Origin of the sequence: Flavobacterium sp. CHNK8, from assembly GCF_019774515.1 — a bacterium.
Classification (GTDB): Bacteria; Bacteroidota; Bacteroidia; order Flavobacteriales; family Flavobacteriaceae; genus Flavobacterium; species Flavobacterium tiangeerense.
Window position 1 is genome coordinate 3284426 of the sequence record NZ_CP081492.1, and the last position, 18205, is coordinate 3302630.

14 protein-coding genes are annotated in these 18205 nt (G+C 32.1%); 5 read left to right on the forward strand and 9 right to left on the reverse strand.

Going from position 1 to position 18205, the window contains the following annotated elements; all coding sequences use genetic code 11:
- Position 1: 1 nt before the first annotated feature.
- From K5V07_RS14280 to K5V07_RS14290, 3 genes are read left to right on the forward strand one after another with little or no spacing between them, the layout of a single operon-like run.
- Positions 2 to 1873: a proton-conducting transporter membrane subunit gene (locus K5V07_RS14280; protein ID WP_255577977.1), complete on the forward strand. Its 1872-nt coding sequence runs from the start codon at positions 2 to 4 to the stop codon at positions 1871 to 1873.
- A gap of 19 nt (positions 1874 to 1892) precedes the next feature.
- Complete coding sequence (locus K5V07_RS14285) at positions 1893 to 3500, forward strand: SulP family inorganic anion transporter (protein WP_221918011.1); 1608 nt, start codon at positions 1893 to 1895, stop codon at positions 3498 to 3500.
- A gap of 3 nt (positions 3501 to 3503) precedes the next feature.
- On the forward strand, positions 3504 to 4262 hold the full coding sequence (locus K5V07_RS14290) for a DUF2490 domain-containing protein (RefSeq protein ID WP_221918012.1): 759 nt from the start codon (positions 3504 to 3506) through the stop codon (positions 4260 to 4262).
- A gap of 201 nt (positions 4263 to 4463) precedes the next feature.
- Here K5V07_RS14290 and K5V07_RS14295 read toward each other — a convergent pair whose 3' ends face one another.
- From K5V07_RS14295 to K5V07_RS14305, 3 genes are all read right to left on the reverse strand, one after another.
- A complete protein-coding gene (locus K5V07_RS14295; RefSeq protein ID WP_221918013.1) occupies positions 4464 to 5387 on the reverse strand; it encodes a 1-phosphofructokinase family hexose kinase in 924 nt (307 codons plus the stop codon).
- 78 nt (positions 5388 to 5465) lie between these two features.
- Positions 5466 to 9116 carry a M1 family aminopeptidase gene (locus K5V07_RS14300; protein WP_221918014.1) on the reverse strand — a complete coding sequence of 1217 codons (3651 nt, stop codon included), beginning with the start codon at positions 9114 to 9116 and terminating at the stop codon, positions 5466 to 5468.
- 1 nt (position 9117) lies between these two features.
- Complete coding sequence (locus K5V07_RS14305) at positions 9118 to 9993, reverse strand: ABC transporter ATP-binding protein (protein ID WP_086455109.1); 876 nt, start codon at positions 9991 to 9993, stop codon at positions 9118 to 9120.
- A gap of 259 nt (positions 9994 to 10252) precedes the next feature.
- Between K5V07_RS14305 and thiL the strand changes: the two genes are divergently transcribed.
- Entirely contained in the window at positions 10253 to 11299 is a 1047-nt protein-coding gene (thiL, locus tag K5V07_RS14310; protein ID WP_221918015.1) for a thiamine-phosphate kinase, read from the forward strand.
- Between the two features lie 153 nt (positions 11300 to 11452).
- Here thiL and K5V07_RS14315 read toward each other — a convergent pair whose 3' ends face one another.
- The 5 genes from K5V07_RS14315 to K5V07_RS14335 all read right to left on the reverse strand — a co-directional run bounded on the left by K5V07_RS14315 (position 11453) and on the right by K5V07_RS14335 (position 15741).
- The gene (locus tag K5V07_RS14315; protein ID WP_221918016.1) at positions 11453 to 12148 is read right to left on the reverse strand and encodes a response regulator; all 696 of its coding nucleotides are present in this window, start codon (positions 12146 to 12148) and stop codon (positions 11453 to 11455) included.
- 19 nt (positions 12149 to 12167) lie between these two features.
- Entirely contained in the window at positions 12168 to 14192 is a 2025-nt protein-coding gene (locus K5V07_RS14320; RefSeq protein WP_255577978.1) for a tetratricopeptide repeat-containing sensor histidine kinase, read from the reverse strand.
- Positions 14193 to 14294: 102 nt separating this feature from the next.
- Positions 14295 to 14480: a hypothetical protein gene (locus tag K5V07_RS14325; RefSeq protein WP_221918017.1), complete on the reverse strand. Its 186-nt coding sequence runs from the start codon at positions 14478 to 14480 to the stop codon at positions 14295 to 14297.
- A gap of 38 nt (positions 14481 to 14518) precedes the next feature.
- On the reverse strand, positions 14519 to 14764 hold the full coding sequence (locus tag K5V07_RS14330) for a hypothetical protein (protein ID WP_221918018.1): 246 nt from the start codon (positions 14762 to 14764) through the stop codon (positions 14519 to 14521).
- 173 nt (positions 14765 to 14937) lie between these two features.
- A complete protein-coding gene (locus tag K5V07_RS14335; protein ID WP_221918019.1) occupies positions 14938 to 15741 on the reverse strand; it encodes a LytTR family DNA-binding domain-containing protein in 804 nt (267 codons plus the stop codon).
- A 310-nt stretch (positions 15742 to 16051) separates the two neighbouring features.
- On the opposite strand from K5V07_RS14335, the gene K5V07_RS14340 reads away from it, so the two are divergent.
- Complete coding sequence (locus K5V07_RS14340) at positions 16052 to 16579, forward strand: DUF3575 domain-containing protein (protein ID WP_221918020.1); 528 nt, start codon at positions 16052 to 16054, stop codon at positions 16577 to 16579.
- Positions 16580 to 16630: 51 nt separating this feature from the next.
- Here K5V07_RS14340 and K5V07_RS14345 read toward each other — a convergent pair whose 3' ends face one another.
- Complete coding sequence (locus tag K5V07_RS14345) at positions 16631 to 18172, reverse strand: glycine--tRNA ligase (RefSeq protein WP_221918021.1); 1542 nt, start codon at positions 18170 to 18172, stop codon at positions 16631 to 16633.
- Between the last annotated feature and the right edge of the window lie 33 nt (positions 18173 to 18205).

Below are 18205 nucleotides of genomic sequence, written 5' to 3' on the forward strand. Positions count from 1 at the left end.
GATGATGACAAATGAATTTTTATTAGTATTTATCATTATTCCTATTGTAGGATTTTTGATTAGTTTTTTCATTCCAGAAAAGAAAGAGTCTTGGCTATCTTGGACGGCATTTACAACGGTTTTTGCGCAGTTGTTAGTGTTGTGTGTTTTTATTTTCTATTGGATATTTAACGGCAGCAAAGATTTGAATTTATTCGAAGTATCGTTAGTCAAAACAAATGACTACGACTTCTTTATCGATTTTTATTTTGACAAAGTAACTGCGGTATATTTATTTATCGGGGCTCTATTAACCTCCATGATCACTACATACAGTCGCTATTATTTACATCGAGAAAAAGGATACAAACGCTTTTTTATCACCGTTTTATTCTTCTTTTTTGGATATAATTTAGCCATTTTATCAGGGAATTTTGAAACTTTATTTATCGGTTGGGAAATTATCGGAATTTCATCATTTTTACTTATTGGTTTTTACAGAGAACGTTATTTACCTGTAAAAAATGCTTTCCGAGTATTTTCAATCTATAGAATTGGTGATGTGGGAATTATTTTAGCGATGTGGGCAAGTCATCATTTGTTTCATGAAAACATCACTTTTATCCGACTACACAATTACGAATTGGTCAACGAACATTTGCAAAATCACACCTTAATTGGTTCGTTTATCGCCTTATGTTTGGCGTGTGCAGCAGCAGTAAAATCGGCTCAAGTACCATTTTCTTCTTGGTTACCAAGAGCGATGGAAGGTCCTACTCCATCAAGTGCTATCTTTTATGGTTCCCTTTCGGTGCATCTAGGTGCTTTTTTAATGTTACGTACGATGCCTTTTTGGGAACACCAAACGTCTATGCGAATTGCCATCGGCGTAATGGGATTAACCACAAGTATCGTTACCACTTTAATTGCCAGAGTACAATCCTCCGTAAAAAGTCAAATTGCTTATAGCTCGATTTCACAAATTGGATTGATATTTATTGAAATAGCTTTGGGATTCGAAACATTAGCTTTATTTCATATTGCTGGAAATGCGTTTTTAAGAACCTATCAATTATTGGTTTCACCATCTGTGGTAAGTTATTTAATCCGAGAACAATTTTACAATTTCGTACCTAAACAAGTACGTAAAAGCATGATTCCTAAAAAATTAGAAAATGCTTTATATGTTTTGAGTTTAAACGAATTTCACTTGGAAAAAATCATTAGAATTTTCCTTTGGAATCCATTAAACACAATTGGTAATAAGTTAAACTTCTTAAACTTAAGAAAACTATTCTTCTTGTTTTTAAGCACGTATTTAGTTGGAAGCATCACTTTGTATTACAAAAATTCCATTCCAAGTTACGTGACTAATTATTTACCTGAAGTTTTCGCTACCATTGGATTGGTATTCGTTTTCAAAGCCTTTTCAGAAAGAAAAAGTCCGTTTGTTGCTTGGTTATTAATTGTTTTTAACCATTTCTGGATTGTGTTAGCCATTTTGTTTAACGAAAAAGTAAGTTATTACGAAATATCCTTATATATCACAGGAATTGTAATAGCGGGAACTATTGGTTACATCGCTTTATTGAAATTAAAAACAATGGAAAAGAGAATTTTATTAAGTCAACATTCTGGACACGTATATGAACATCCAAAATTTGCTTTCTTTTTCTTATTAGCAGCACTTGGCGTTACAGGTTTTCCAATTACTTCCACTTTTATTGGCGAAGATTTATTGTTTAGTCATATTGAAAGTCACCAAGTTGTACTAGCTTTTTTAGTAGCCACTAGTTTTGTGGTTTCTGGAATAGCCGGCGTTAGAATTTACACTAGACTTTTCTTAGGAACACACATTAAGACCTATCACGAATTACCTTATAAATCATCATAATTAAAACACATTCATTTCTATGAACTCAAAAATAAAAAAATTCATCCCAGCAGACGGAATTGCGGGATTGAAAGAAAATTTCTCAGCAGATGCTATATCTGGTTTTATCGTATTTTTATTAGCGCTACCTTTAAGTTTAGGAATTGCTAAAGCCTCCGATTTCCCCCCAATTATGGGATTGATCACAGCAATCATTGGTGGTTTATTAGTGAGTTTAATTTCAGGTTCACGATTAACCATAAAAGGTCCAGCAGCTGGATTAATTGTCATTGTTGCCGGTGCTGTTGCTGAATTTGGAAAAGGCGATCCGATTTTAGGCTGGAAACTAGCCTTAGGCGCAATGGTTATTGCTGGTTTAGTTCAAATATTATTTGGCGTTTTAAAACTGGGAAAACTAGCCGATTTCTTTCCACTTTCAGCCATTCATGGTATGTTAGCCGCCATTGGAATTATTATTATTGCCAAACAAATTCCAGTATTATTAAACGATAATCCAACACTTGCAAAAGGAAAAGGTCCATTGGAATTACTAGCTAATATTCCGAATTTCATTATGAATCTAGACTATAAAGCTACTATTATTGGTGTAGTGAGTTTATCTATTATGTTGGGTTGGCCATATATCAAAAACAAGTATATCAAAATGTTTCCAGCACCACTTGTAGTTTTATTATTTGCTATTCCAGCTGAGTTATATATGGATTTCGCACATACTGAACCTGCTTATTCTTTGGTGAAAATTGGAAATTTAGTAGATAATATTAATTTCAATGCTAGTTTTGCTGGTATTTCACAAACAGGAACTTTTATCAAATTCGTCATTATGTTTGCTTTGGTTGGAACGCTTGAAAGTTTATTAACTGTAAAAGCTATTGATTTAACGGATCCTTTCAAAAGAAAATCGAATACCAATAAAGATTTAATTGCGGTTGGAATTGGAAATGTTTTTGCTGCATTTTTAGGTGGTTTACCAATGATTGCAGAGGTAGCGCGTAGCTCATCTAATGTGAACAATGGTGGTAAAACACGTTGGGCGAATTTCTTTCATGGTTTTTTCATTTTAGCATTTTTATTAGTCGCTTCACCATTATTAGAAATGATTCCGAATGCCGCATTAGCAGCGATGTTAGTTACGGTTGGAATAAAATTAGCGCATCCAAAAGAATTCATTCATACCTTTGAAATAGGAAAAGAACAATTAGCTATATTTTTAGTGACTATTTTCTTTACTTTGTTTGAAGATTTATTAGTAGGTATTGCTGCAGGTATGGTTTTAAACATGATTATTCACTTATTACACGGAACTCCAATTTCATCATTTTTTAAAGCACCAACTGAGGTAGCTTTCGAAGGAAATGAGTATTTAGTAACGATTAGTAAAGCTGCAATTTTCACTAATTTCTTAGGAATTAAAAGAAAATTAGAAGAAATCCCATATGGCTTTAATGTTACTATCGACTTGAAAAACACTAAGCTTGTAGACAATTCTGTTATGGAAAACTTAGAACATTTTGTTCATGATTATGAATCTAACGGAGGAAAAGTAACCATTGTAGGATTAGAAAATCATACTGCCTTTTCTGCACACCCAAAATCTTCAAGAAAAAATTTAAATTTTATAAATTAACAAATGAAAAAATATAGTCATTTCTTAGTAGCTCTCGTTGGGCTACTAGGAATTCTTTTGCCAAATAGTTCAAGCGCACAAGTAAAAACAAGTAATAACGATGTTTGGTTTCATTATGTTGGAAAAAACATGTTAAGCCAAAAGTTATCGTTTACACTAGAAGCCACTATGCGATATGCAAACGGGGTTTCAGAAAAGCAACAATATTTTGTGAGACCATCTCTTGATTATCAATTTACTAAAAAATTCAATGGTAGTATTGGTTATTCACATTACAACACCTATGTTTATGGAAGTCCGGCTTTAAACAAAACAGATATTCCTGAAGATCATGTTTGGATTCAAGGAACGTTTGTTCACTCGAATGGTAAATTTAAATTCACGCATCGTTTAAGAGATGAAAATAGATTTGTTGGAATTGCAGTAAAAAATGGCACAGAGTATTCAATTGATCATTACGATTATAGAAACAGATTGAGATATATGTTCTTGATGAATTATACTTTAACTAAGAAAGAGGACAAAGTAAAATTATTCGGGATTCTAGGCGATGAAGCTTTTTTCAATATTGGTTCCAATGCTGGAAAAACTTTTTTTAATCAAAATAGAATTATTGGAGGTTTAGGCTATAATATTGATAAAAACCAACAAATTCAACTGAGCTATATACATCAAAACATTTGGAATTACACCAATACGTTACAAGAAAGTAATCCAACCGTTAGGATATCCTACATAACAAATATTAGTTTGTTTAAATAAATGTATACTTTGAAAAAAGTAGTTTTTTAAGCTAACAGGGATACATTTTTTACCTTCCTATAATACAAAAATGATGGAAAATAATCGATCACCCTTTGTAAGTTATAAATTTGTACTATTAGATTAAGAAGTATTTATAAAAACACCATCCTACTGATTTCTTATAAAACCCAATAACGAAAGTTGTTGGGTTTTATTTTTTTACATTTCACCCAACAATTGTATTACATCTTCCGCTTTAAATAATTGAGTTCCTTCATTCATTGTAGCAGCTGTTCCGCACGCAACTCCCCATCGAATTACTTCTTCAAAAGTTTTGTTTTGAGACAATGCCCACACCATACCACCTACCATACTGTCGCCAGCTCCTACGGTGCTTTTCTTTTCTACTTTTGGTGCTTGAACAAAATGAGTTTCGTCTTGCGTGACTAAAACAGCTCCATCAGCTCCTAGTGAAACCACAACAATTTCAGCACTTTTATTTTCTATTAATTGTTTGGCTGCTTTTTCAACCTCTGGTAATTCTAATCGATCTACACCAATTAATTTTGCTAATTCGCCAATGTTGGGCTTTATCAAGTAGACCCCTGTTTCTAAAACTTTTTTCAGTGGTTCACCAGATGTATCAACAATAACTTTGATGTTAGAAGCTTTTGCTATTTGGGCTATTTCTTGATAAAAACTGGAAGGTAGTCCTTCATTTAAACTACCACTGATCACAAGAAAATCTGTTTTTAAGTCTTTTATCTTTTGTAGAATTGTATTTTTTTCGTCTTCTAATAATTCGTTTCCAGGAAAACCAAACCGATACTGTGATTGTGAAGTATTGTCGAAAGCGATGAAGTTTTCTCTAGTCCAGTTTTTGGTACGCAGTACGTTAGATTCTAAATTTTCTTTGGCAATCAATTCCTCGAGCATTTCTCCAGAAGAGCCGCCTGAGGTAAAAATACAAGTTGACGTCCCTCCTAATTTTGCTATTGCTTTAGATACATTAATACCGCCTCCTCCTGCATCATAACGCGGCTTGTTACAACGTATTTTCTGCTCAGCAATTAGTCCTGTGAAATGAGTGCTTTTATCTAAGGAAGGATTTATGGTTAGTGTTACAATGGGTTTCATTTTCATGTAATCAAATTAAATTGTTGAAAGAAATCTAAATTTAGTCAAAAAAAAAGCGAAATCTATATAGACTTCGCTTTCTTTTTACAATTTCCTTCTATTATCATCAGAATTTGTATCGATCAACTTATTATAAGGGTCAACGCCAACTTCTGTTGGTTTTTCGTTCACCATCAACACCACTTTATTATCAATAGTATTAATTTTTAATTTTTTAAGATACAATTCTTTATCTGTTTTTTTTCCTTTAATGGTTTGCTCCGAAAAAATTCCAATTTCTACATAGTCTTGTAAAGGAAACGATTCTGTAGGATACTTGTCGCCTTTCCTAGTGAACTTTAATGTTTTTCCTTTAGGATCTTTGAAGATTCTTTTTCCTTCCTCATCCGCTTTATACTTTGAAACTTCAAACTGAATCGTAACTTGAAATTTGCCATTAGGCATTTTTTTAGAAGTCACAGTACTAATTCTGTTATCGTATAAAGTTATTGTCTCAAACATATCCTTAATAACATATTGTAACGAATCTGGAGTTGCTTTTTTAAATTCGTTTACCAATTCTATTGAGTTGGTATAGGGAGCATCTTGAAAAGCTACCTTACTTATATAATTCTTTAAGGTATTGTTCATTTTCTGTTCTCCAATATAATCACTTAAGGCATACAATACCAATGATCCTTTCTCATAATGAATGTATTGTTGGTTTTCGTTAAACATTAAAGGTTGTTCTTTTTTGCTTTCAAAAGTTCGTTGTTTCAAATATTTATCTAGTGCCTCTTTTAGAAATCGTCGCATTTTAGATTTTCCATACGTATGCTCTAAAACTTTTAATGAACTGTATTCTGACAAACTCTCAGAGAGTAATGTTACCCCTTGAACATTGCCACCTATAACTTGGTGAGCCCACCACTGATGCGCTACCTCGTGTGATGTAACTGCAAAAGGATAATCAACAGCGTCTTGATTGTCGTCATTTACATCAGCTATAAAACCTATGGCTTCAGAGTAAGGGATCGTATTAGCAAATGATTGTGCAAATTGACCTTGCGTTTTAGGATATTCAATAATTCGAACTTGTTTGTGCTGGTACGGACTGAAATTTTTAGTATAATACTCTAGGGATTTCTTTACACCTGCAATCATTCGATTTAAGTTGTATTCGTGTCCTTTGTGGTAATATATTTCAATGTTTACATTTTTCCATTTGTCTCGTTTAACCTCATATCGAGCAGAGTTAAAAGCATAAAAATTAAGCATTTTTTTATCCATTTTATAATGGAAATAATTTCGTCCGTTTTTCTGCCATTTCTTTTTTAAATAACCAGGTGCTATAGCTGTTTGATCTCCAGAGGTACTTACTGTGGTTTCAAATGTTAACCAATCCGCATCAGAACTGATATAAGTGTTTTTCCTAGCAATACTATCTGTTGGTTTAGCCATTCGATCTTTTGGTTTCAGTCCGTATTTTTTTCGAACATCATCATCTGTCAATTCACTTGAAGCTGAATATCCTAGAGAAGGAAAAATATCCTTATTATTAATAAACGTTCCATTATATAAAACAGGAGAGTTATTTTTAAAGAAAGTATTTGGCTTGTTCTTAATAACAAAACTCATTTGGATAGAGTCACCAGGTTGCAACGCTTGCTCTAATTTATATATGTTAAAATTATAAAGTGTATCCTTAGAAACCAGCTTGTTTTTGACATTGAAACTAACTTGGGTTCCTTCTTTATAATCTACAAAAATGGAGTCAATTACTTGGGTTGATTTATTTTTTAAAATGTATTTCCCATTAGCAACAAAATTGCGTTCCTCTGGAAACAAATCCATATCAATTTTAATATCTGTAATTCTTGGTTGAACTTTGTTCTCGAACTTTTTGTATTTCTTTTCCCAATTTACAATTTCTACCTCCTGTTCGTTTCCGCTTTTATTTTCGTTTAAAATATTATCTTGATAATACAGCGCTCCACCAATTCCTAAAAAAACGAATGTTGCCGCTACCAGTAGCAATGCAATTTGCTTTGTAAATCTGGTTTTAAAATCAGACCAACGACCCTTAAAAGATTGTACCGTACCTCTAGTCCAAAAAAGTAATGCTAAACCAAAGAAAATAATTCCAAGTGCTAACCAATATATTTTATAGAGAAAATAAGATGACAATCTGTGACCATAACCATTCATATCAGAAAAACTATAACCCGTATCACTATTAAACTGATAAATTAGTTGCTCAACCCCTATTGCTGGCAGAAAACTTAATCCGATGTAAAAAAGTAAAAGGATAAAGAATCCTAACAAATAGTTTTTAACTAATGTTTGAATAAGAACTGCCATTAATGCCCAAATTATATATTCTATCCATTTTAAGGCATACAATTCAAAAAGATAATGACCTATTTCAAAATTAAAATAACCTTTATACACCTGAAACAAAATCCCCGAAAACATAATTACTAAAAGTAATACCATTTGCATTTTGACAATGGCAATAAACTTTGACAAAAGTAAAACCCAGTTAGGAGTAGGAGTTACATCTATTAAATGAAACATTCTAGTTGTAGTAGCACGATGAATTAAAATCCCAGAAAAAAGAAAGGTTAAAATATTGATAAACAACCCAAAAGTACTTCCAGGAATTTCGAGCATTTGCCAAGTAACCGGATAGGTTTCTGTTCCAAAAAATGCACCCGAAGACAAAGCTGTAATTAAAATAAAAAGCATTCCTACAAGCACTATGCTGATAAATATCCAGTTTTTCACAATAAATTTAAAATCTACTTGAGATAAACTCCAAGCTGTTTTCAAATTTTGTTTAGTTGAATAATCATACCCTACTTTAGGCAAGTTGACTTTAGTGATTCCACCAAAATTGTTCTTCGTAATGCGCTCATTATCTTTACTTTTTCTTAATGTTAATGCTGTTTGAGTAAATGAAAAATAGCGGTACATAAGACCTAAAATTACCATAGAAACAGTCAACCAAATTGCCCTATTGTAAATAATAGCTCCCTTAAAAGGTAGTAAATTTTCGTTTTTCTCGTAAACGGTCCAATACTTTGTATAATAACTTAAAGCTTCACTACCAAAAGGATCAAAAAGCGCAACCAAAAATCGATTCTCACTTTCTTTTGTAAAACTACTTACAATACCTTGCACAAATAAAAGTAGTAAGACAGTAATGAAACCAACCGAAATATTGCGGGTAATTGTTACTACTGAAAAAACAATTACACCAAAAAATGCCAAATTAGGGATTATAAATATCAAATAACTTTGCAAATAGGCCATAAAACTATGGGGACCCAATAACTGTGGATTTACTCCTGGTAAAAATGAAGCTAAAAAAGCACCTAAACCAATACAAAGGGTGATTAAAATAACAACTAATAAGGAACTGAAAAACTTACTCATTAAGTAATCCCATTTGCTAAATGGATACGAAAACAAGATAGAATGCATGTTATATTTAAAATCACGATAAACAGACGCACCTATTATGGAAGGCAATAAAAAATAAATGAAAACTGACAATGCGTTTAACATATTGTTTAATGCTATAGGCGAATTTGCCATAGCGTTAGAGGCCGTAGTAGTTTTAAAACTATCAAAAATTCCAAGACTACTAGCCATCATTAACATAGAAAATGCCATGAAAATTCCGGCGTATATATAAAAAGTTGGATTTTTTAGCCACCTTTTTAATTCAAAAGTAAATAAGGTTCCAAACATTTTATAGGTCTTTTTTTAGTGCAACAAAATATACATCTTCTAACTGAGGTTCTGCCTGAACAAAACTTTCATTTGGCTTTTCCTGACTATACACCCTAATATTAAGCGTGTTGTCTTGGTTGTAATTAGAAGAAATTACATTAAAGTCTTTTTCGTTTTGTTCCAAAGCTTCTCTTTCAATAATTTTGGTCCAAATTTGACCTGAAAGTTCAGCTGTTGCAGCTTTAGGAGTACTTTGATTTAATATTTTTCCACCATTTAGAATGGCCATTTCATTACATAATTCTTTTACATCATCAACAATATGCGTTGAAAAAATAACGGTATGATTTGTACCTATTTCTCTTAGTACGTTTAAAAAACGGTGTCTTTCCGCAGGATCTAAACCAGCAGTAGGTTCATCAACAATGATTAACTTTGGATTATTTAACAACAATTGCGCAATACCAAAACGCTGTTTCATACCACCTGAATAGCCATTTACATTTTTCATTCTAACGTCATACAAATTAGTAACTTCTAATACTTGTTTGACAATTACTGTTCGCTCTTTTTGAGAGGAAATTCCTTTTAATCGGGCAAAATAATCTAGTAAATCTTCTGCAGACATATTAGGATAAACACCAAATTCTTGAGGTAAGTATCCCAAAATTTTACGCAATTCCATTTGATTTTCAAGAACATTAATTCCATCAAATTCTATGGAACCTGAATCCGGTTTTTGTAAAGTAGCTATGGTACGCATTAAACTAGATTTTCCCGCGCCATTAGGACCCAAAAGTCCGAACATTCCTGTTCCAATTTCTAAATTCAAATTATCCAATGCTTTTACACCATTGCTATACGTCTTGCTCAAGTTACTAATCTTTAACTTCATGATTTATTGGTTTAGTTAAGTCAGATTAGTATCTTATTTACTAAAATGTTACCAATTATTTCTTATTTTTAGTACTATTTTATCCTTTGTCGCATTGCAAACCGTTGTTCCTTAAGACAATAACAAAGTAAAAAAAAATGAATTCCTTTTAACTTAAACCTACTTTTAGAACCATAAAACATTTGATCTATTATGATTCAAAAATGCTTTGAAACGTTGAGTCTTTGCGACAAACAAAAATCCTTTGTACCTTTGCTACATGATAGAAGATAAAAACCCACAACGCACCAGCATTGCTCAACTAGGAGAATTTGGCCTAATAGATCACTTGACAAAAAACTTCGAAATTACACAAACTTCTACTCTAAAAGGAATTGGGGATGACGCAGCTGTTTTAGACTTCAAGGACAAAAAAGTGGTAGTGTCTACTGACTTGTTGATTGAAGGAGTGCATTTTGATTTGGCTTACATGCCTTTAAAACACCTAGGATATAAAGCGGTAGTTGTTAACATTTCGGATATTTGTGCGATGAATGCTAAGGCAACTCAAATAACCGTTTCGGTTGCCGTTTCCAACAGATTTCCACTCGAAGCTTTAGAAGAATTATTTGCTGGTATTACACATGCTGCTGCAGAATACAAAGTTGATGTGATTGGTGGTGACACTACATCCTCTCAAAAAGGATTGATCATAAGTATAACAGCTATTGGCGAAGCCAATGAAGAGGAAATCGTATATAGAAACGGAGCCAAGGAAACTGATTTACTGGTTGTAACAGGTGATATTGGCGCTGCCTACATGGGTTTACAAGTCCTAGAGAGAGAGAAACAAGTGTTTCAAGTGAATCCAAATAATCAACCTGACTTAGACGCTTATACTTATTTGATTGAACGTCAATTAAAACCTGAAGCTCGTAAAGATGTACGCACATTATTACATGCCCTAGAAGTAAAACCTACGGCTATGATTGACATATCAGATGGATTATCATCAGAGATCATTCATATTTGCAAACAATCAAAAGTAGGTTGTAATTTATATGAAGATAAATTACCTATCGACCCTCAGTTTATAAATGTTTGCGAAGAGTTTAATATTGACAGCACCACTGTTGCCATCAATGGAGGCGAAGATTACGAGTTGTTATTTACCATATCCATACAAGATTTTGAGAAAATAAAAGCCAATCCAAACTTTACAATTATTGGTCACATGACTCAAGAAAGTGAAGGAATTCATTTAATCACGCGTGCAGACACCAAAATTCCACTCAAAGCCCGTGGATGGGATGCTTTAAGTGAATAACTATTCGGTTATAAAACGGAACCTATTTAAAAATGCCACAAGAAGTTCAAGACTTTTTGTGGCATTTTTTATGTGATAAAAAGTATCTTGATATGTAATTGATGCACGTTAATGCTCTTTGATCTTGGTTTAAAATAAAATTTTCATAAAAAATTAATACAACAATCCTTTTACTTTTGCTTCTTGAACCAGATCTTTATCTAATCCACTTTCGATTTTTAAAAGCTTCATTAGATCTGATTTTCTTCTTTCAATTGCACCTGCTGATAAGGGGATATATTCTGGCATTTCATTTTTTTTTGTTCCCTTAGACAAATGAAATAATATTTGTTTGTCAAAAACGTCTATCTCAACAGCATCTGCATCTACTAATTCCAACATACTTATAATAGAATCACTATAGTATTTTTTATTGTTGATAATCGTGTCAATTGCAAAAATCAAAACTTCAAAATTAAGATCATTTTTTACAATCAAACCAGCTGGATTGATATTGTTGATTATAGTTTTAATTTTCAATAATTCAGTATACATGGTCAATAAAATAATTTTACAATTTGGCATGTATTCCTGCATTAATTTTGCTAAATCTTCCCCCGAGAAAATGTTTTTACTTTCAAAAGGAGGCATACTAATGTCTAGAAAAGCAATATCAAAAGGAGCCGTTTCCGGATTGATAATAATATTATAAGCTGTTTCACAGTTTTTAGCTTGATCTATTTTGAATGCATACTCGTCGGTTTTATAACGAGTAATAGCATTTTTATACCCCTCAATTATAAAAGGGTGATCGTCTACGATTAAAATATTATTCTTAAATTTAATTTTAGCTGGGGCTTCAATTGTCATTTTTTCTAGTATTAAATGGTTATACTAAATGTATTGTAATTGTAATGTGGGTCCCTTTACTAATTATGGAATTAATTATTGCAGTCCCATTACAATCTAAGGCTCTTGACCTGATATTCTGCAAACCTATTCCTTTTTTTGCTTTGATTGTGTTAAAACCAATTCCATCATCAATAATTTCTAAAATTAGTTGATCTTGGTTTTTTAAACACTTCACATGGATGGAATTAGCATGTGCATATTTATTTATGTTTTGTAAACTTTCTTGCACAATTCTATAAATATTGATTTTGATAGAATTACTTATTGCGTCCCAATCAATAGCATTGTCAATACTTGCGTGTAAATTTGTAGAAAAAGTTTTTCTTTGTTCTTCAAGAAGATTGTGTAAAATGACTACAAAATTATTGATCAACTCTTTATTCTCTCTGCTTAAATCATGTGATATTTCTCGTAAATCTTGCTCAATATTACGTAGCTCAACTAAGTATTCATTTCGTTTTTCAATAGCATTTGAATCATCAAATTGATTTAAGGTATCTAAATTTATTCTTAACCCAAAAATTCTACCCAAAACCCCATCGTGCAACTCTTGAGCTACTCTTTTCTTTTCTTTAACCCGACCTAAGTCTATCGTACTTTGTTGCGAAATCATTAAATTGTAAATATCTTCATTGGCTTTTTGTTGCCTTTGTTTGTAGAGTAAAACCTTATTTCTATTTCTCTGATTTAAAACAAGATACAACAACAATGCAACAACTCCAAATGAAATCAAACCGTATAATAAATTCCTGTTTTTAGTGGTTAAATAGTCATTCTTTTCAATGACTTCTTCTGTTTCGTATTCAATTCTTGAAAATTTATTCCCTATAGCACGATCTGATTTTTGAAGTTTTTCACTTATTAAAATATATTCCTTAGTATATTTTGAAGTGTTTTTAGGATCTACTAGAGACACTTGCTTTAATGTATTTAATATACTACGAGAATTGTTTGCTTTTTTAGATAAATACAATGCTTCATTAGCATATTGTAAAGCTCTTAGTGTATCTCTTTTTGACAAAAAATACTCTGAAATATTGATTTTACTTGCAATAATCCCTGTAGTAATTTGCAAACTGTCTCTGATTTGTAAAGATTGAAAAAACAATTGAGGCAACCCCTTGTTTTCTTTAAGTTGAAATTTAGAATAGGCTAAATTATTTAACAACATAGCAAACAAAGCGGGCTTATCTTTAAAAACATTTTTCTGTTTTAGTCCCTTTTCAAAATATGTTTTTGCTTCAGGAAACATTTTCTTGTTTTGATATACAAATCCAATGTTATTATAAGAAGTTGCTTTTGGCTGAGCAAACGAATTCATTAGTTTATCATCTATACTTGACAATGCCTTATTGTGATATGCAATTGCATTATTGTAATCTTCAAGTTCATTGTAAATTTGACCTAAAAGATTGTAAGAATTATACCAAATGTCATTGAAATTCTTATTCTTTATAATTTTTAAAACTTTAAAAACTGCTATTTCAGCTCCAAGAAAATCACTTTCCATATACTGTAATGTAGCTTTATTGAGAATCGTTAACGCAACATTATAGGTATCGTTTAATTCTAAATATTTATTTTCGGCTTTATTGTAATAATAAAAGGCACTATCTGACCGTTCTTTTAATAAAAAATAGTCTCCTAAATACACACTCCCTTTTGCTATACTATTATTATCCTGTTTCGCTCCAGACTTTTTTATTATAAGCGTAACCGTTTTTTTATAGTCCTCAAAACGATCTAGATTATAATATCGATTGGCTATTTTAAATAAATTAGTACGGTAAACCGAATCATTATTTTGACGGTTGACTATAGCTGAAGCTTTTTGTATGTATTGCTGTCTTTGATCTAGAGATAAATCAAAATTGTTAGCCAAGGAGAAAAAAATCTCTAAACTATCCTTTGGAATTGTCTTGTTTTTTGCAACTGTTTTTTTTTTGGTGCAGCTCACACCTAAAATAAGAAACAAAAGAATAATGTAAAAAATAGGTTTCAATGGGCGACGTGTTATAATACCAAAAATAGGGAATTAAACGGTTGTCAAAAAAAAAGCCGCCAAAAATTTGACAGCTTTGATAGATTTTAACAGTACAAGGTACTAGTCATTCTTTTTGTTTCCACCTACAGATGCATTTGCGACAAGATCCATATTTACATTTTCTATTTTAAAAGCGGTCTCTTTTGATACCTTCATTACTGATGGAGAAGATTCTTTCTTAAAAGTAAAGGAGGTTAACACCAAAACTATCCCTACTAAAACAGTGGTTATAATTGTATTTTTCATGATTACTATTTTTATAGAATTGTACTTGTTGAATTTTATTATAAACTATCCCACCAATCAGATATTTTGTCTAATAACGTAGGTTCTGATTTAGGAGGGGTATCATCTTTTTTATTCCCCGCAACTGAACCATTACCAATAATATCCAACTTCATCGTATTTAAAATCAAAATCTCAATTTGACCTTTATTATTATTTAATGGAGTAATGTTTGCGTTTGATTCTACTGAAGTAAGTACCATTAATAACGTGAATAATCCTAATGTTGCAATTGATTTTTTCATGATTTGGGGTTTTATATTTATATTATTTTAACTCATTATAGTGCTGATTAACAGCTTATCTTGAGGTAAAACTACTATACAAAATACAAACAACAATCAATAAAAATAGGTTAATGGTAGAACAGGTCTGTGTACGAGTGTACAGGTATGAAAATTGGGTAAAGTGTGGAAATTTATATTTCTAAATAATTTCCGTTTGCAAAATCAGTGATAATTTGGTCAACATTCGCTTTGTACATTTTAGAATAAGGTATGCGTGCGTTGGAGTTTTTTATATAGCAAAGAGCATTCCCGCTGTGAATTCTAGAAATGTAGTTTCTGTTTACGATGTAACTTTTATGAATCCTCGCGAAGGGTTGAGACAAAACTGTTTCAAAATATTTTAGTGTTTTAAAAGCCGTTATTAGTTCCCCATTGTTCAAATGAATGTCTGTAGAATTATTATCTGCTTTTAGGAAACAGATGTCTTTTGCATCAATGTACCGGTAGTCACCATAGGATTTAATACACAAACGCAAGGATTGAACTTCAGATACTGAACTTACTACAGGGAACTGCTGATGGTGAAATGTTGCAATCTCATTTGTAATTCCTTCCTTTTCTACTTTTTTATTTAACCTCAACAAAAATTTTACAATAGTAGAAGGCTCAATAGGTTTGATCAAATATTCCCTAACACCATATTGAAAAGAGTCATACGCCAGTTTTTTATCACGAGTAGTAACTACAAAAATGGGAATGACACTCAAATATTTATAAAGGCAATCTATAAAATGCAACGCCAAATTTGAGTTGCGGTCTTTTGGGTCTATTTCTATAAAAATAACATCGGGTTTGCGTTCTAATACAAGATCTAAGCCATGAGTGGCATTATAGGAGGAACCCACATAGCAAAGTTCCTGAAATCCATCTGCAACCAATTTAGTTTGTAAGAGACTTTCTGGGTCGTCATCTATAATTATGTATTTATATTGCATTTTTGGGTTTGTAATTGATAATCCTCTACAATTCAATATTTTCAGCACTTTCAAAAGTGGTATTTTAAACGACAATTAAAAACAAAAGTATAAAATATCCTATACCAAGTTCAAAAAACATTTTCCTCATTGAAAAACTTTACAATATAACGTTTTATTTTTTTTGAATTATTCTACAATACGATACTACTGGTTATCATTCTAAGATTTATACTCAAAATTTATGGGGAAAATAAATATCACTTTTCTAAAATATTTTAGTGAAAATAATTTTTAATTAAAATTTATCTTACTTTTATCAAAAAAAATCATGAGAAAAATAACTACTTTACTATGTGTATTCTGCAGCTGTATAGCGTTTAGCCAAGAAAAAGAAGTACCAACCTTCAAGAAAAATGAAATTAAAGGAAATGCCTTATTCCTAGTTTTAGGTGCCGTAGAGATTACTTACGAGAGACTTATTACAGAGGATAGCGGTGTAGGAGCAACCGTTTTCTTTGTTGCCGAAGATGAATTTGATAGCAATTTTATCTTCACTCCTTACTACCGTGCTTATTTTGGAAAAAAACCAGCTGCTGGATTTTTTGTAGAAGGTTTTAGTATGATAAGTACTGGTATTAGTAATAAAATGTACTATTACGACAATAATGGAAATTTAACTAATATTGATGAAGATCGCTATACTGATTTTGCTCTTGGTTTTGGACTTGGGTCAAAGTGGGTGCACAAACGTGGATTTGTCTTTGAAATCAATGCGGGAATAGGTCGAAATTTACTAAGTACCAATAGCCCAGAGGTTGTTCCGCGTGGTGGTATAACACTAGGTTACCGTTTCTAAGCAAAAAAGCTTCTCAATTGAGAAGCTTTTTTATACTATAATTATCATGTATTACATTTTCATCAACCAGTTTTTCATTGAAACTTCATTTTCAATAATGGCTTTTAAATCCGAAATAGCTACGCGGTCTTGTTTCATACTATCTCTATGACGTATGGTTACCGTTTGATCTTCAATAGTTTGATGATCTACGGTGATACAAAATGGAGTTCCTAATGCGTCTTGTCTACGGTAACGTCTTCCTACCGCATCTTTTTCATCATACGATACACTGAAATCCCATTTCAAATCGTCAATAATTTGTCTAGCGATTTCTGGCAATCCGTCTTTTTTAACTAATGGTAAAATAGCTGCTTTAGTTGGAGCAAGTACTGAAGGTAATTTCAGAACTGTTCTAGTAGATCCATCTTCTAAAGTTTCTTCTTTTAAGGAAGTAGCAAAAACCGCCAAGAACATTCTGTCTAATCCTACTGAAGTTTCTACCACATACGGCACATAATTCTGGTTCAATTCAGCATCAAAATACTGTAATTTTCTACCTGAAAATTGCTCATGTGCTTTCAAATCGAAATCTGTTCTAGAGTGAATTCCTTCTAATTCTTTGAATCCAAAAGGGAAATCAAATTCTATATCAGCAGCAGCATTAGCGTAATGTGCTAGTTTTTCGTGATCGTGAAAACGGTATCTTTCTTTCCCTAAACCTAGAGATAAATGCCATTTTAGTCTGGCTTCTTTCCAAAACTCATAATGCTTCATTTCTTCGCCTGGACGTACAAAAAATTGCATCTCCATTTGTTCAAACTCACGCATACGGAAAATGAATTGTCTCGCTACGATTTCGTTTCTAAACGCTTTACCGGTTTGTGCAATTCCAAAAGGAACTTTCATTCGTCCAGATTTTTGCACATTTAAGAAGTTTACAAAAATACCTTGAGCAGTTTCTGGACGCAAGTATAAATCCATTGCCGTATCTGCTGAGGCTCCTAATTTAGTACCAAACATCAAGTTGAATTGACGCACTTCGGTCCAATTACGAGAACCCGATTCTGGACAAGCAATTTCCAATTCTTCTATCAAAGCCTTCACATCCTCAAGATCTCCGTTGCCTAATGAACGACCCATTCTTTCTAGAATTTCTCTTTCTTTGGCTAAATATTCAACCACTCTCGCATTGGTTGTAATGAATTCTTGCTCATTGAAAGCATCTCCAAAACGAACTTTTGCTTTTTCGATTTCTTTTTTTGCCTTTAAATTTAATTTTTCGGCATAATCTTCTATTAAAACATCGGCTCTATATCTACGTTTAGAATCTTTATTATCAATCAAAGGATCGTTAAAGGCATCAACGTGACCTGAGGCTTTCCAGGTGGTAGGATGCATCAATATTGCAGCATCAAGGCCTACAATATTCTCGTTCATTTGCACCATTGCTTTCCACCAGTACTCGCGTATGTTCTTTTTTAATTCCACTCCGTTTTGTGCATAATCATAGACTGCACTTAAACCATCGTATATTTCGCTTGACGGAAAAATAAATCCGTACTCTTTTGCATGCGAAATTACATTCTTAAATAAATCTTCTTGTTTTGCCATAGTACTGCAAAAATATAAAAAGTGAACTTAAAA

Bases quoted from the DNA above. Each gene is read 5' to 3' on its own strand.
- K5V07_RS14305 (WP_086455109.1), bottom strand. From the start codon at position 9,993: ATGAAGTTAAAGATTAGTAACTTGAGCAAGACGTATAGCAATGGTGTA.
- K5V07_RS14285 (WP_221918011.1), top strand. From the start codon at position 1,893: ATGAACTCAAAAATAAAAAAATTCATCCCAGCAGACGGAATTGCGGGA.
- K5V07_RS14330 (WP_221918018.1), bottom strand. From the start codon at position 14,764: ATGAAAAAATCAATTGCAACATTAGGATTATTCACGTTATTAATGGTA.
- K5V07_RS14325 (WP_221918017.1), bottom strand. From the start codon at position 14,480: ATGAAAAATACAATTATAACCACTGTTTTAGTAGGGATAGTTTTGGTG.
- K5V07_RS14280 (WP_255577977.1), top strand. From the start codon at position 2: ATGATGACAAATGAATTTTTATTAGTATTTATCATTATTCCTATTGTA.
- K5V07_RS14295 (WP_221918013.1), bottom strand. From the start codon at position 5,387: ATGAAAATGAAACCCATTGTAACACTAACCATAAATCCTTCCTTAGAT.
- K5V07_RS14300 (WP_221918014.1), bottom strand. From the start codon at position 9,116: ATGTTTGGAACCTTATTTACTTTTGAATTAAAAAGGTGGCTAAAAAAT.
- K5V07_RS14315 (WP_221918016.1), bottom strand. From the start codon at position 12,148: ATGACAATTGAAGCCCCAGCTAAAATTAAATTTAAGAATAATATTTTA.
- K5V07_RS14345 (WP_221918021.1), bottom strand. From the start codon at position 18,172: ATGGCAAAACAAGAAGATTTATTTAAGAATGTAATTTCGCATGCAAAA.
- K5V07_RS14335 (WP_221918019.1), bottom strand. From the start codon at position 15,741: ATGCAATATAAATACATAATTATAGATGACGACCCAGAAAGTCTCTTA.
- thiL (WP_221918015.1), top strand. From the start codon at position 10,253: ATGATAGAAGATAAAAACCCACAACGCACCAGCATTGCTCAACTAGGA.
- K5V07_RS14340 (WP_221918020.1), top strand. From the start codon at position 16,052: ATGAGAAAAATAACTACTTTACTATGTGTATTCTGCAGCTGTATAGCG.
- K5V07_RS14290 (WP_221918012.1), top strand. From the start codon at position 3,504: ATGAAAAAATATAGTCATTTCTTAGTAGCTCTCGTTGGGCTACTAGGA.